The sequence below is a fragment of the Exiguobacterium sp. UBA1053 genome (genome assembly GCF_002316465.1).
Lineage (GTDB): Bacteria > Bacillota > Bacilli > Exiguobacteriales > Exiguobacteriaceae > Exiguobacterium_A > Exiguobacterium_A abrahamii.
On sequence record NZ_DCDO01000006.1, the window covers coordinates 165741 to 180308 of the forward strand.

Below are 14568 nucleotides of genomic sequence, written 5' to 3' on the forward strand. Positions count from 1 at the left end.
CCTCTCCTTATTCTCCTTTGACCCGGATGACGATTTTTCCTTTTACGTGCCCTTCTTCGCCATAATCATGTGCTTCCTTGATTTGATTCAGATCAAAAATCCGATCAACGACAGGTTGTAGCTCACCACGTTCGACGGCTTTAGCGATATGTCGCAAACGTTCACCGGTTGGTTGCATGAAGACATACGCAGATCGTGCATTATGTTGCTTCGCTTGCTCTTCATCCGGTGGTGTGGAAATCGAGACGAGCATTCCGTTCGGCTTCAGCATCTGATACAGTTCCCCTTGCTTGTCGCCGCCCATCGTATCGAATACAAAATCGATATCCCGAACACGATCGGCTGGGGTTTCTTGTTTGTAGTCGATGACTTCGTCGGCTCCAAGCGCTTTTACCCAGTCGACGTTTTTCGTACTTGTTGACGTGATAACGTACAAACCGTTTGCTTTTGCGAGTTGAATCGCAACCGTTCCGACGCCCCCTGATCCGGCACCAATAAAGATCCGGTCACCCGGCTTCGCATCCATCACTTCGAACATGACTTGCCATGCTGTATGCGAAACGAGTGGAAGAGACGCTGCTTCAGCAAAACTAAGCGATTCTGGTTTTTTGACGACGAGGTGCGCATCGACTGCGACATACTCTGCATATGTTCCTTGACGAGCAATTTCCGGGCGACTGAAAACGGCGTCCCCGACTTGAAGATCCGAGACGTTTTCTCCGACTTCCTGAATCACACCGGCAACGTCCCAACCGATGATGAGCGGCATCTCATAGCTCAACATCTGACGCAAATAGCCTTCGCGTAGTTTCCAATCGACCGGGTTCACACTCGCGGCATAGACTTCGATTAAAACATCATCTGGTCCAATGACTGGCTTGTCCAGTTCTCCGACCTTAAATTGTTCCGATCCACCATACTGTTCAATGTAAGCTGCCTTCATCCGTTGACTCCTCCTTCGATAATCGTTCCCTATCTTCTTCCCCGTCCGTAACAACGACAAACAGTCTGAAGATACACGACAGCTCTCCATCAATCGATGAAGAGCTGTTTCGTTAAGCATTCGTTTGTTGAAGGGTTGATGCTGTCTCATTCAAGGCATGAATCGCCTGCTGCAGTTCCATGACCTGGCCAACTTGATGACGTGTCAAACCGGATAATGACTCACTTTGTGAAAGCAAGGCATTCATGAACGTGTCGAGTTGACCGGTTGCTGTCGTGATAGCAGTAAGACTACTCGTCATCGTCGCGAACTGGGTCTGCGCCGACTGGATCGAACCGACGACTTCCGTTGCATCCATCTCAATCGTCTGTAGCGCTAACTGACTCTCGGCCATTCGCTCTTCCTGCTCACGTAGTAATGTCGTACTGGCATGAATGGAGTTCCCCGTTTGCGTAACGTCCTGATCAACACGTTCGATGATCGCATTGATTTCCTTCGACGCTTCTGCCGTCTGTGCTGATAGATTACGAATTTCTTGCGCAACGACCGTAAAGCCTTTTCCGAACTCACCCGCACGAGCTGCTTCGATCGACGCGTTAAGACTAAGCAGGTTCGTTTGTGCCGCAATCGCATTAATGCTCGACGTGATGGCGACGATTTCCTGGAAACGCCCGGCGAGTTGTCCGAACGACGTGACCGACTCATCCATGCTCGTCGTCAATTGTTGTAAGGATTGTCCGGCAAGACCAATTGTCTGCCTGCTCTTTTCGGCTGTCGTTCGCGATGACGAACTTCGCTCGAGTGCGTGGTCGACAGAAACGGTCACATCCTCCATCCGGTTGACTTGCTGGTCGTTCAATTGGCGAATTTCACGAATCGCTTGAACGCTTCCTGCTGCATCATGTGCCAGCTGTTGCATCGCTAGATCAACCTGACTGAAGGAATCCTTCGCTGCGTCGACCGTTTCACTCATCTCTTCCGTGAACGTCGTTACTTCCGTTGCGGTTGCTGCCGTTTGTTCGAGAGCAATTTGCGATGTTGCCGCGTAGGCTTCCGACCGTTCTTGTTCTTGGCGGACGGCTAACATGACGTTCCGTCCAAAGACGGCGACAAAAACAGCTGCTGAGAAAATCATCAAATAGATGACATAGGCGACGATCAAGTCGAATGTATTCGTAAAGACAATCGTTCCCAGCATTGTGAATACTGCCATCTCAACGAGTCCAAGGATTCCGGCGAGAATGACCAAACGCGGAATCAAATAAACGATTGAAATCGTCAAGTAGAGATAGACGATCGTCCAAATACTCGGCGACGGCAATGTCATCAAGACTAGAGCGAGGACGAAATACGTTAATGTCACTTGGACGTACTTCCCGCTTGGACGATGTCCAAGTAGGCGGTTACCCACAAGCAACGCGACCGTCAAGATCAAACCACCGACTAAAAACTGATAAAACACACTGATTGGGACGTAATTCATTTGCGCAAATAAAAAAATCAATGGATGCGCGATCGTAATTAACGTTGCAATCAGGCGGGACAAAATCTTTGTACTTTGTTGCTCGAGGGTAGATACCATCTTGTTCAAACTCCTTCACCTTATTAAAGTCATACAGTTGTTCATCGGCAGAAAGAATTCAATCGTTAAGTCCCTCGCGTGACTTTTTTTCTTGACGCTTTCTTGAGAGCGGGAGTACGGTTAACGTAGACTTTTTTCAGAAAAGAGGATTCATATGCTGTATGTACTCGTTGGTTTCGCGGGGGTACTGGGTGCCTCTGCGCGTTATGGGCTCGGACTGCTGATTAGCGACTTGACGACTGGTCCTTTCCCGTGGCCAACGCTTGTCATCAACTTGATCGGGAGTTTTCTTCTCGGCTATGCGACACACTTTTTATTTCGAACGAAACTCTTACATCAATATGCGATCACAGCCATCGGCACGGGTTTCATCGGCTCATTTACGACGTTTTCGACATTCAGCGTCGAGACCGTGACCTTACTCAACGAACGTCATTTAGCGGACGCGTTCCTCTATGTACTCGTCAGCCTATTCGGCGGTCTATTCCTGTCTTATGTCGGTTACGCGCTCGGAACACGACGACTGCGTCACGTGACGAAAGGACGTGAGTGAATGACGCTACTCGCTCTTGCCATCGGTGCTTTTTGTGGTGCCATCAGTCGTTTTGCCGTCAGTCAATGGATGAAGACGTTTTGGAAACGCGAATTTCCACTGGCGACGTTCCTGATTAACGTACTCGGTTCATTTTTACTTGGACTCGTCATCGGGGCGCATCTCGATACGACATGGACGTTACTCTTAGGTACCGGCTTCCTCGGATCATTTACGACATTCTCAACGTTTAAAATCGAGACATTGCAGCTATTTCAGGACGGAAATCGTAAAGTGCTCACCCTCTATCTCATCTCGAGCTACGGTTTCGGAATTCTTGCAGCTTTCCTTGGAATCACACTTACAGCTTGAACGAAACAAGAGGCGACGGAAAAATCCGTCGCCTCTTGTCGTATCCGTTTTAGTTTAATCATTCATCCAGAATAGACCAACCGTCTCTGCTCCGGCATGCGTCCCGATCGCTGGTCCGAACGTGCCTTCGAGAATCGTCAAATCCGGGAACTTCGCTGCGACTTGTTGCCGCAGTTCCGCTGCCATTTCCGGTGCCATCGTCGTCGCGACATAAATCCGGTTCTTGTAGAACGTGTGCTGACGCATCGATTCGTCGATTTGTTTGACCATCTCGATGTAAGCTTTCTTTAAAGAACGTGCTTTTTTGAATGGCACGATTTTTCCGGCTTCATCCGTCGTGATGATCGGTTTGATGCTAAGCAAGTTCGCAAGGAACAGATCTCCTGATGAGACACGTCCACCCCGGCGCATCGTCTCCATATTACCGACGATCATATAGAAATGGGTCTTTTTCGTCAACGCTTGTAAGGTTGCGACGATTTCCTCGACGGATTTCCCCTGTGCCTCGAGCTCCATCCCGTAACGAATGAATTCCTGCTGGTTCTCAAACGCCGTATGAGAATCGATGATGTGAACGGGGAAGCTGGCTGCTTCCGCTGCTGATGCTGAACTTTGGACGGTACTCGATAATCCATTCGTACAGTGCACGGCAATCGCACAGTCATAGCCTTCTTCTTTCAAGCGTTCGTATGTTCCGACGAACTCTCCAAAAATTGGTTGTGATGTTTTGGCAATCAGCTTTTTGTCCGCATCTAGGGCACGGAACAGTCGTTCGACCGTGATCGCATTCTCTTGATACGCCGTATCACCGAGTAAGATTTGAATCGGTACGACATTGACGCCGATCGCTTCTGCCTCTTCCTTCGTGAAATAGGCCATACTATCGGTCACCCATGCTATTTTAGTCATTTTCCTTAGCCTCCGTTAGATTCTTCTCGCTTTATCCTACCATATACAGAAGTGGAAATCGCAAGAAACGTCATGACATCATCTGAAAATGAAACGATGTGCGCTTATGATAGTGTTTGCCGGCATGTAAGACGACGGAAGGAAAATTCGGTTGGTTGATCGCATCCGGCAACCCTTGTGTCTCAAAACAGATGCCAAGGTATGGCGTTGCTCGTCTTCCACAAATCGTAAACTCGCCTGACAAGTGATTAGCGGTGTAAACGACAACTCCCGGTTGATCCGTCACGACGCGCAAACGTCTACCACTGATTGGTTCGTCGAGAACGATTTCCCCACCCTCTCTAAGCAAAAAGGGGTGATCGACACCACTACCTGCTTGACGCAACTCTTCGTCTGGTGCGTGTGTCACTTCATGTAGCGGACGAGCTTCCGAAAAATCAAAGACGGTGTCTGTTACCGGGAGAATGTCACCGGTCGGTACCGCATCTTTGGTCAACGGAACATAAAAAGGTGCATCCATTCGTAACAGATGCTGTTCGATCGTCGTTTTTGCTTCACCCGTCAAGTTAAAGTACGTATGATTCGTCGGACTGAATGGTGTCGAAGCTGTCGTCTCCGCTTCATAATGAATATGCAGGACGTTCTCATCCGTCCATTCGAACGTCAGCGTGAACGACAAGTGACCCGGATAGCCGTTCTCACCACTCGGACTATCTAAACGTAGAACAAGTTTGTCGTCGTTGATTTCGTGTGCGAACATCCGGTTCGCCCAATTTTCGCTTCCTCCATGGAGGTGATGCTCACCCTCATTTTGCTCAAGAACGTACGTCATCCCTTCCAACGCGAACGCGCCATTCGCAATTCTTCCGCCGACGCGTCCGATCGTGGCGCCTAAGTGATGTGGATCATCCTGATATTCTGATAGGTCGTCAAACGCGAGTACGACATTTTCGATCATTCCATGCTGATCCGGAACCCGGATGGCAAGAATTTTTGCGCCTCGGTTCAAGATATCGATACTATGCCCATGCACATTCTGTAACGTGAATCGTAACAAGGACTGATCACCTAGTTGTCCCACTTCTGTTGTCGTAATCATCATCTGCTTCCTCCTGTACGATACATTTTCCTGTTTTCGTATTTACCCTCGGAACGAGACAAAAAAACAACAATGGCAAAAGACCATTGTTGTTACAGAGACGGAAGTGGTAATCGCACTTCGATCCGAGTCCCTTGATGGATGATCGAGTGGACGTGTAATGTTGCAGTCGGACCGTATGTCACGTCTAATGCGCGTCGAATCAGGAACAGGTTCGAATCCCCCGCTTCCTGTTGATCCAGTTGTTGCATCACAGCAAGCGGCATCCCCTGTCCGTTATCTGTGACTTCGATGACCCAGTCTGTCGTCGCCTTGAAGGCACGAACATCAATCCGGTGATGTCGTCCTGCCTTTACGAACGCATGACGCAGTGCATTATCGACGAGCTGCGTCACAAGGAATGGAAAGACAAAGTATTCTTCAACAGCGGTCTCGATATCAAGATCGACCGTGATATCAGCGGAGGTCAGTTGATTCGGGCGACGTCGTGTTCCTTCTAGTGATAAATAGGCCTTCAGGGTCGCCAGTTCCTCACGGAGTGGATGTTCATCATGCCGCGTCGCTGCCGTCAACAGTTGAAGTAGCGCATTCAGTTGATGTTTCACAGGAGTTCCTGGATCAGCTGTCCGCTGGACTTCTTCGATGATGCCTTTCAGATAGCTGACATGTAACATCGGTTTCATCTTTCTTCCGCTTAACCGGAGCAACTGATCTTCTCGATGCATATGCAGCTCTCGTGCTAATAAACGGACGAGTTGTTCCGTCATCCGCTCGACGGTGTCGTCAAATAAGTCTTTCGAAAAGTAACAGATGACACCTGCCTTTTGACCGTTAATGCGCATCGGATGAAAACTGAGAATTTGTCCCGTCTGCTCGTCTTCCTGTCGGACGGGTTCTTCTGCTTCGATCCATCGTTGTTCCTCACGTCTTGGTTGCTCGCCGCAGACTGCTGGTTGCTGGTCCGTCATATCGATGACGACCTCTGTCGCCCCGAGCACGACGATCCGTTGCATCTTCGTTTCCTTCAATAATGTCGCTCCGATCTGCCGCGCGACTTCCGAAGTCAATCCCTGCTTTCGTAAGGGTTGTAACGCTTGCAGTAGACGATCGGAACGCTCAGTCTGGCGGACGAAAAGATCGCCTTCGAGTCGAAGTTGTGTTCGTAAGATTATGATAAACAGTACGACCCCACACATGTTTGCGAACAGTAACGGAAAAGCAGCACGACTCATCAAACCCAGTGCTTCTGCTGTATCAGGTGCAAGTAATAATGTAATCCCACTTTCGAACAATAATGCCGTCAATACGATACCGATTGGTGGAACGAGCGCATAACCATCATGCAAACGCCAGCGTTTTCGATACCATCCGCTCGCAAGTCCAGCGAGCATTGCGATGATCCAACCGGCTTCTGCCCCTAACGAACCGAGTACGTAGCGGTGTAGACCAACCAAACATCCCGTGATGCCGCCGATCACTGGTCCCCCAATCAATCCGCTCGTCACGATGACAGCGAGTCGGGTATCGAGCAACAGGGCATCCTTCTCGACAGCTAATCCGAGTAACGGATCAATCGTCGTATCTTGCGAAAGTTCAATTCCTGCGTAGTTCATCAAAATACCGGATGACACGAATGCAAACAGCAGTGGAAGATTCATTCCGCGGTCCATCTTGAATATGTATCGGGAAATGCGCCACTGGGACAATAAAAAGGCTAACAGTGCTAACATACCTAAACGACTCAGTAAGAATGGAATCTGCTCGAGCACGGAATACCTCCTCGTTTCATAGGACGCGATTTAACAATAAAGTAGCTGTAGATTACATTCCCGCTCCTCTCTGCATTCTCCTATCATGACGGCTGAAAGTTCGCACAATCCGTCCATTCTTGATTTTTTGACTGATGCGATGAAAAAAAGCCGGTTCCTCCATGAGGAACCGACCATCTTATGCTTCTGCTTGTTCAGCTGGATGCAACCAAATCTTGACGCGGTTGATTTGATAGTTTTCCATCTCCATCACTTCGACGGAGAAGTCTGGTGTGTCGATATGCTCACCTGGCTGAAGATCGATGTTGTGCATCTGAATCCAGCCACCGATCGTATCGACATCTTCGACATTCGTAAAGCGAATGTTGAAACGTTCTTCCAGGTCAGCGAGCAAGACTGTACCGTCGAGTAGGAACTCGTCCGATTTGACCTGTTCGATTTCTTCGACTTCATCTGCATCGAATTCATCACGGATTTCACCGACGATTTCTTCGAGTAAGTCTTCCATCGAGACGAGTCCTGCCGTTCCACCGTATTCATCGACGACGAGAACGAGATGGGTCCGGGTCCGTTTCATCTTGCGAAGTGTCTCTTGAAGCGACGTCACTTCCGAAACAACCGGTAAATCCTTGATATAATGCGTTACCGGATGCTCATTCCCGTTCGCATAATCCGTCAAGACTTCCTTGACGTTGACGTATCCGAGAATCCGGTCTTTATCGTTTTCTTCTGTGACCGGGTAACGCGTGTACGGATTATCCATGAAGATTTCCATCAGTTCATCCTTCGTCAAACGTTCCGAGATCGTCTCCATCCGCATCCGCGGCACCATCAAATCTTTGACGATGTGCTCATCAAACGCGAAGACGTTTTGCATGAGGGCAAGTTCCGTTTGGTTGATTTCACCACTTTGGAAACTTTGCGCCATGATGATTTTCAATTCATCTTCCGAGTGGGCTTGTTCGTGCCCTGCTGGTTTGACACCAAACAGACCGAGGAATAAGCGCGCTGAACCGTTGAGTAACCAAATGAATGGATACATGATTTTACCGAACACATAAAGTGGACGGGCAAACAACAATGTCATGCGTTCTGCATACTGAATCGCAAGCGTCTTCGGAGCGAGTTCACCGATGACGACGTGTAAGAACGTTACGGATACGAATGCGATACCAAACGACAAGAGTGTCGAAACAGCAGCAGAGATCCCGAAGTCGTCGAAGACAGGATGCAAGATCTTTTCAACGGTTGGTTCACCAAGTGCCCCAAGACCAAGTGCCGTGACCGTGATACCAAGCTGACAGGCAGACAAGTAGTAGTCGAGATCGCCCGCGATTTTTTTCGCAAGGACGGCACTTTTGTTCCCTTCTTGAATCATTTGATCCAAACGCGACATCCGAACCTTAACGACAGCAAATTCCGATCCGACGAAAAACGCCGTCAACGCAATCAACAAGACCACTAAAAATAAATTGATGAATAATATAGTATCCAAAATCCCCTAAACAGGGGTCACCTCCATTGTTTTGTATTAAAGCTGTGCAATCAAGGAAGCAATCAATGTCAGACGCCGGGACAGTTCTAAGCGGATCGCTTGTTTTTCGACGTCCGTCGAATGTAACAAACGCTGCTCGAGTCCTTCAACCGTCGCCTGAAGTTGTTTCACTTCCTGATAAATCGTCTCCCCTGTTTTTTGTTCCCGTTCCGTAAAAGAAGCAAGAATCTCTTGCAGGGAAAGTCGTTGAGACTTCAAATATTCAATCTTTTCGATTTGATGAATGACCGATTCGTCATACAGACGGTAGCCAGACGCGGTACGCTCTGGTGTTAACAGACCGAGTGATGTGTAGTAATCGATCGTTCGTTTTGATAAGCCGGTGGTCTCCGCGACCTGACCGATTCGAAGTAACGCCTTCCCAAAAGATTCTCACCTCCTTTCTATAGCTAGTTCTCTTATCTTATCATGTCAAAACCATACAGTAAAACGTCGCGCTTTTTCAGAGAAAAAAACGACTACTCCCGTTCGCACGAGAATAATCGTTTCATCCCACTTTTTCATACGGTTACGACAGGTTCTTCGACTGGTATACCGACGATTGAGCGTTCTAGTAATTCAACGACATCGTACGTAGCAACCGCCTCGTCGACTTCCTTCGCCTTCGTGCCGTCACTGAGCATCGTCAGACAGTACGGACATGCTGACCCAATGACAGACGGTTGGACCGTCAACAATTGTTCCGTCCGTGCGACGTTGACGCGTGCGCCGACTTTTTCTTCTTGCCACATCATGCCGCCACCAGCACCGCAACACATCCCTTTTTCCCGGTTGCGTTCCGTCTCGACGAGCGTGATGCCTGGAATCTTCTCGAGAATATAACGTGGTGCGTCGTAAATATCATTGTAACGACCAAGATAACACGAATCGTGATAGACGACACGCTCCTTGACTTCATGGAGCGGTGTGATCCGTTTTTCGTCAATCAGTCGTGCGAGCAATTCGGTATGGTGATAGACTTCAACGTCCGGACTCAGTCCGAAGTCGGGATACTCGTTTTTAAATGTATTGTAGGCATGCGGATCAATCGTGACGATCTTTTTGACGCCGTATTTCTCAAATGATTTAATGTTGGCTTCCGCGAGTTCCTGGAACAAAACTTCGTTCCCGATCCGGCGCGGTGTATCTCCTGAGTTTTTCTCATCGTTTCCTAGAATCGCAAACGAGATGTCTGCCTCGTTTAGAATACGCGCAAACGCCATCGCGATTTTTTGACTTCGGTTATCGTACGATCCCATCGCACCAACCCAGAACAGGTACTCGAAGTCTTCGCCCGCTTTTTTCTTCTCCTTTGCTGTCGGAACGACGAGTTCATCACGGTTTTTCCGCCAGTTTTCGCGTTCTTTCCGGTTCATCCCCCATGGATTACCTTGACGTTCGATGTTTGCCATCGTCCGTTGCATCTCCGGATCCATCTTGCCTTCCATCATGACGAGATGACGACGGAGGTCGATGATCTTATCGACATGTTCGTTCATGACCGGACACTGATCTTCACAGTTCCGACACGTCGTACACGCCCAGATCTCTTCTTCTGTAATGACGTTCCCAATCAATGAATCCGGAACGATATCCATCTGTCCGGCTGCTGCCAGTGAAGCGATTTGGTTTCCTTGCGATCCTTCGAACGCAAAGGCAGGTGCCCATGGCGAGCGCTGTGTGATGGCTGCCGTTTTCATGTTGAGATGGTCCCGTAATTTAACGATCAAATCCATCGGCGACAACATCTTCCCCGTTCCACTCGCTGGGCACATGTTCGTACAGCGTCCACACTCGACGCAGGCATATAGATCAACGAGCTGTTTCTGATTGAAATCTTCGATTCGGTTGACCCCGAAGCTAAATTCCGCTTCGTCGTCTTCTGCCTCTTCCATGACCGATAGATCAATCGGTGCCAAACGCCCGACTTTCGACGTTCGACCGAGCCAGACGTTTGCTGTACCGGCAATCAAGTGTGCATGTTTACCTTGCGGGATGTAAACCATGAAGCTAAGTAAGAACAGTAAGTGTGCCCACCAGAAGAAAACGAATAATCCAAACGCAACCGATTCCGGCACCCAACTGAATAAGAACGCGATGCTTGAAGCAACCGGTTCACCGAGCGTCGAATGATTCTCATAGACAAGGAAGAAGCCGTTTCCGAACAGGACGGCGACCATCAAACCACCGATGAAGATCAACGCAAGACCTGCCATGAAATTCCGCTTCAAGCGGACGAGTTTCTCAACGTACCGGCGATAAAATCCCCAAACGACAGCAATCAAGATAACGAGCATGACGATTTCTTGGAAGAATGTAAAAATCGGATAAAGCGGACCGAGTGGGACATGCGGAAAACGCTGACCGACGGCGAGTCCTTTCCAGATAAAATCGATCGCTCCGAATTGAACGAGTAAGAAGCCGTAGAACATCATAACGTGGATAGCGCCACTTTTCTTATCTTTTAATAATTTCTTTTGACCGAAGACGTTGACTAAGACCGCGTCCAGTCGTTCTTTGTTCGTCAGTGTCCATTCCGCCTTTTTCCCCCGTTTAATAGCGGCATAACGACTTTTGACGAGTGACGTGAACAGATAGCCCGCATAGCCGATGACGAGTAGGAAGGCAATCCAGTTGATGAGTAAAAACGTATTCATGTTCGAACAAACCCCTTTCCCCCTAAAGCAGTTGTGTTGAAATGAGTATAGCATATAATGAATGGCTATTCATTCATTTTTTTCATTTAGTTTTTACTGCGTCACACAAGCAGATACGTACTCAAAAAAAAATCAAGCGGTGGATCATCCACCGCTTGATTTAATCACGTCCAATACGTCATTTTTTTAATTTCATTGCATTGGCCATCAGACCAGGGATGTCCGTATTTTCATGCAACCCACTGAACTGTTCGCTTTGTGGACCGTACGCGTAGAGCGGAACGTCAACACCTGTATGCACGGCAGTCGTCCAGCCGACATACGCTCGTTTACTGATCATCTCATTCAATGTCATGACGCGTTTCTTCGCATCTACTTTTTGCAACGTCTGAATTTCTTCAGCCGTCAAATCAAACGTCGTTTCTCGTTTGACGACAGAGGCGATGTTCGATAAGTCGTCGTTGAACTGACGAACCATCTCATTCCCCGTCGCCTTGACGTTTTTCAAGACTTCTGGTTTCGCTACGTACTCATCGTATCCACCGACGGACATACCACCTGTATCATGGTCACCGGCGACGACGACCAATGTGTGTTTATCTTTTGCTGCAAAACGAAGCACTTTTTCGACTGCCTGGTGGAACGCTTCTGCATCCTTCATCGCCCAAGCAGCATCATGCGCATGACCCGCCCAGTCGATCTGACTTCCTTCTACCATCAAGAAGAAGCCATCGCGGTCTTTCTTCAATGTTTGCAGGGCTTTCGACGTCATCGTCGCAAGACTCGGTTGATTCGTGTTTTCCCGGTCCAGTTCTGGTGCCATTCCTTCTTCTGCAAACAATCCAAGAACTTTACGACCATCCGTCTCATTCAGACTTTCGAGTGAATCCGCATACTGGTATCCTGCTCGTTCTGCTTTCTTCACTAGATTACCAGCCTCTTGAACGCCACCATTCTTTTGATCAAAAAAGAACTTCTGACCGCCACCAAGTAAGACGTCGACTTTCATTTCATCCATATATTGTTTCGCGATGTCCGCTTCATTCGCACGCGTTGCGACGTGCGATGCAAAAACAGCTGGTGTCGCATGGGTGATGGCTGATGTCGAGACAAGTCCTGTTGCTTTGCCTGCTTGATCCGCCCGATCAAGAATAGACGCTACTTCTTTTCCACTTGGATCCATACCGATTGTTCCGTTGTTTGTTTTTGTTCCTGTTGCCATCGCCGTTCCGGCAGCTGCTGAATCGGTCACTTTCGTGTTTGCCGAATACGTCCGCATCATTCCTTTTAAATGACCGTCGAGTTCCGTCTCCTCGCCTCCTTGATACCAGCGATAATTCGTTGCATAGGCAGCCGAATAACCATCCGGAATCATGAAGATGACATTTTTAACCTTCGCTTGTTTCGTGTTTTGTTTTGCCTCGACCGGCTGAGCCGATTCATATGTATAGCCCGCAACTCCCGTCATAAGCACTGTACCGAGAATACCTGTCGCCATCCATTTCTTGTTCATTTGTGTTTCCTCACTGTTCCCGATGATGGTTTCATCATACCGAGCGAATGTAAATGAACGATGGAGACTGTTTTAAGGAATGTAAAGAAACGATGACAGCCGAGTTACCACTTCATCTCTTCAAACATGTAATAGCCTTTGTGCTGTTCTTCTAAATATGTCGATAACGGAAGACGGACGTCTTCACTCGTGATGTACTCCGCTAACTCCGTTTGATCGATCCACTTCGTCTCAATGATTTCTTCATCGGGATCATTTGGATCAAGTACACCACTCACTTCGCAATCAAAATAAGTCACGAGGCTGTGCGCTTGATAGGTCGGCATGAAGTTCTCCGTTAAGAAAGCAAACGACGACGATGTGACCGTCAAGCCGGTTTCTTCTTCCACCTCGCGACGAAGTGCTTGCTCGAGTGTCTCTCCTGATTCAATCTGTCCACCGGGTAAGCTCCAGCGCTTCTCCTGACCCGATTGATTATTGACGATGAGCAGTTGATCGCCCTTGCGGATGATCGCGACGATGATTCGATAGAGTGGATACATGACGCTTCCTCCTAAAAAGACCACCTTGCCTAAAACAAGATGGTCCACTGAATGTTTATTCTAACCCGAGCGACTGTGGTAGACGGACTGCACGTGCGAAGGCATTTTTATAATCCTTTTTCGCGACTAACTTTTCGACTTCACGGATTGCTGGATGCTGTTCGTCCGCGAACGCACCAAGGATCGTCAAGTAACGCTCGTATACTTGATCGTCTTCCTGACGTGCTTTCAAGAGCGCTGTATACAGCATGACGGTATCTTCGCCGTATAAGACCGGTAATTCTTCATTGATTAAGAGTAGCGTATCGATGGACTCCGGGTCGACCTTCGGATTGTATTCCGTGATGACCTGCTCTGCGAGTCCTTCGAGTTGATCACGCCATTCGTTGTAGCGCGGCTCATCGTTCTCGAGCCATTCAAACCATTCCTCTTCCAACATCTGCTCCATTTGACGTACTGTTTGTTCAAATGCCATTCGTCTCACTCCGTTCCCAAGTTAAATCAATCGTATACGTACCGACTGCTTGTCCATTCATCTTTAATGTATAGCGAAACTGCATCTGCTGCCGTTTCATCTCAATCGTCTCCGTGTCTGTTTCCATCAACATCTGACCGAATTGACTGCCATATTGGCTTTTGGTCGTCTCTCCTAAAATGAAGACGTGATGCATCGCAACAGGACCTTTGCGATTCAAAGCGATCTGGTCTTTTGACCATTTGATCGTCGTATCGATCGGTTGTTCATCCGGCTGAACGAACTTCACGGCAAAACCGTCTTTTGTTTCGAACAATGTGCCGTCCGCCTCAAGTTCGACCGATTCACGCATCGGACCATCTTCGATCGTCGTCACTTGTCGTAATGACACCGGGTACTTTACTGGTTTCACTTCTATCACCTCATCGTTTAGCGTACACGATTTTTTCGTCTGATGCACCTTCTGCTTACACGCAACAAAAAAACGGATCCGATGTACATCGAATCCGTTCCAGATTGTAGACAAATGGACTGACTCAAAAAATGACGCACCTTTTCACGCCCTTTGCTCAGGCGAGACACAAGCCAGTTTTCCCGCTCCATTCGAGCAGGAAAACGGGTCTTGTTTGTCTCTGACAGCG

General features: G+C 48.4%; 14 protein-coding genes. 2 read left to right on the plus strand and 12 right to left on the minus strand.

Annotated elements, in window-relative coordinates:
• Positions 1-7 precede the first annotated feature (7 nt).
• Together B3G15_RS06090 and B3G15_RS06095 are read right to left on the minus strand one after the other, a co-directional pair.
• Complete coding sequence (locus B3G15_RS06090) at positions 8-943, minus strand: NADP-dependent oxidoreductase (protein WP_290717111.1); 936 nt, start codon at positions 941-943, stop codon at positions 8-10.
• Positions 944-1055: 112 nt separating this feature from the next.
• A complete protein-coding gene (locus B3G15_RS06095) occupies positions 1056-2525 on the minus strand; it encodes a methyl-accepting chemotaxis protein (RefSeq protein WP_290717113.1) in 1470 nt (489 codons plus the stop codon).
• Positions 2526-2679: 154 nt separating this feature from the next.
• Between B3G15_RS06095 and crcB (B3G15_RS06100) the strand changes: the two genes are divergently transcribed.
• The gene (crcB, locus tag B3G15_RS06100) at positions 2680-3078 is read left to right on the plus strand and encodes a fluoride efflux transporter CrcB (protein WP_064300527.1); all 399 of its coding nucleotides are present in this window, start codon (positions 2680-2682) and stop codon (positions 3076-3078) included.
• Entirely contained in the window at positions 3079-3429 is a 351-nt protein-coding gene (gene crcB, locus B3G15_RS06105; RefSeq protein WP_064300526.1) for a fluoride efflux transporter CrcB, read from the plus strand.
• A 54-nt stretch (positions 3430-3483) separates the two neighbouring features.
• On the opposite strand, the gene B3G15_RS06110 is transcribed toward crcB (B3G15_RS06105), so the two are convergent.
• From B3G15_RS06110 to B3G15_RS06155, 10 genes are all read right to left on the minus strand, one after another.
• Positions 3484-4338: a DegV family protein gene (locus tag B3G15_RS06110; RefSeq protein ID WP_214861517.1), complete on the minus strand. Its 855-nt coding sequence runs from the start codon at positions 4336-4338 to the stop codon at positions 3484-3486.
• Positions 4339-4408: 70 nt separating this feature from the next.
• Complete coding sequence (locus B3G15_RS06115; protein ID WP_251138418.1) at positions 4409-5440, minus strand: aldose epimerase family protein; 1032 nt, start codon at positions 5438-5440, stop codon at positions 4409-4411.
• Positions 5441-5529: 89 nt separating this feature from the next.
• Positions 5530-7206 carry a LytS/YhcK type 5TM receptor domain-containing protein gene (locus tag B3G15_RS06120; protein WP_290717119.1) on the minus strand — a complete coding sequence of 559 codons (1677 nt, stop codon included), beginning with the start codon at positions 7204-7206 and terminating at the stop codon, positions 5530-5532.
• Positions 7207-7384: 178 nt separating this feature from the next.
• Positions 7385-8701 (minus strand): hemolysin family protein, encoded by a 1317-nt coding sequence (locus B3G15_RS06125; RefSeq protein ID WP_023466825.1) that lies wholly within the window; start codon positions 8699-8701, stop codon positions 7385-7387.
• A gap of 36 nt (positions 8702-8737) precedes the next feature.
• Positions 8738-9106 (minus strand): MerR family transcriptional regulator, encoded by a 369-nt coding sequence (locus tag B3G15_RS06130; RefSeq protein ID WP_035399153.1) that lies wholly within the window; start codon positions 9104-9106, stop codon positions 8738-8740.
• A 155-nt stretch (positions 9107-9261) separates the two neighbouring features.
• Positions 9262-11397, minus strand: a complete 2136-nt coding sequence (locus B3G15_RS06135) for a (Fe-S)-binding protein (RefSeq protein ID WP_290717122.1) — start codon at positions 11395-11397, stop codon at positions 9262-9264.
• A gap of 178 nt (positions 11398-11575) precedes the next feature.
• Complete coding sequence (locus B3G15_RS06140) at positions 11576-12910, minus strand: alkaline phosphatase (protein ID WP_290717125.1); 1335 nt, start codon at positions 12908-12910, stop codon at positions 11576-11578.
• A 104-nt stretch (positions 12911-13014) separates the two neighbouring features.
• Entirely contained in the window at positions 13015-13452 is a 438-nt protein-coding gene (locus B3G15_RS06145; RefSeq protein WP_214729643.1) for an NUDIX domain-containing protein, read from the minus strand.
• A 55-nt stretch (positions 13453-13507) separates the two neighbouring features.
• Positions 13508-13927, minus strand: a complete 420-nt coding sequence (locus B3G15_RS06150) for a hypothetical protein (RefSeq protein ID WP_050677289.1) — start codon at positions 13925-13927, stop codon at positions 13508-13510.
• Entirely contained in the window at positions 13917-14339 is a 423-nt protein-coding gene (locus tag B3G15_RS06155) for a DUF1934 domain-containing protein (RefSeq protein ID WP_231681721.1), read from the minus strand. The genes B3G15_RS06150 and B3G15_RS06155 overlap by 11 nt, the downstream gene beginning before the upstream one ends.
• Between the last annotated feature and the right edge of the window lie 229 nt (positions 14340-14568).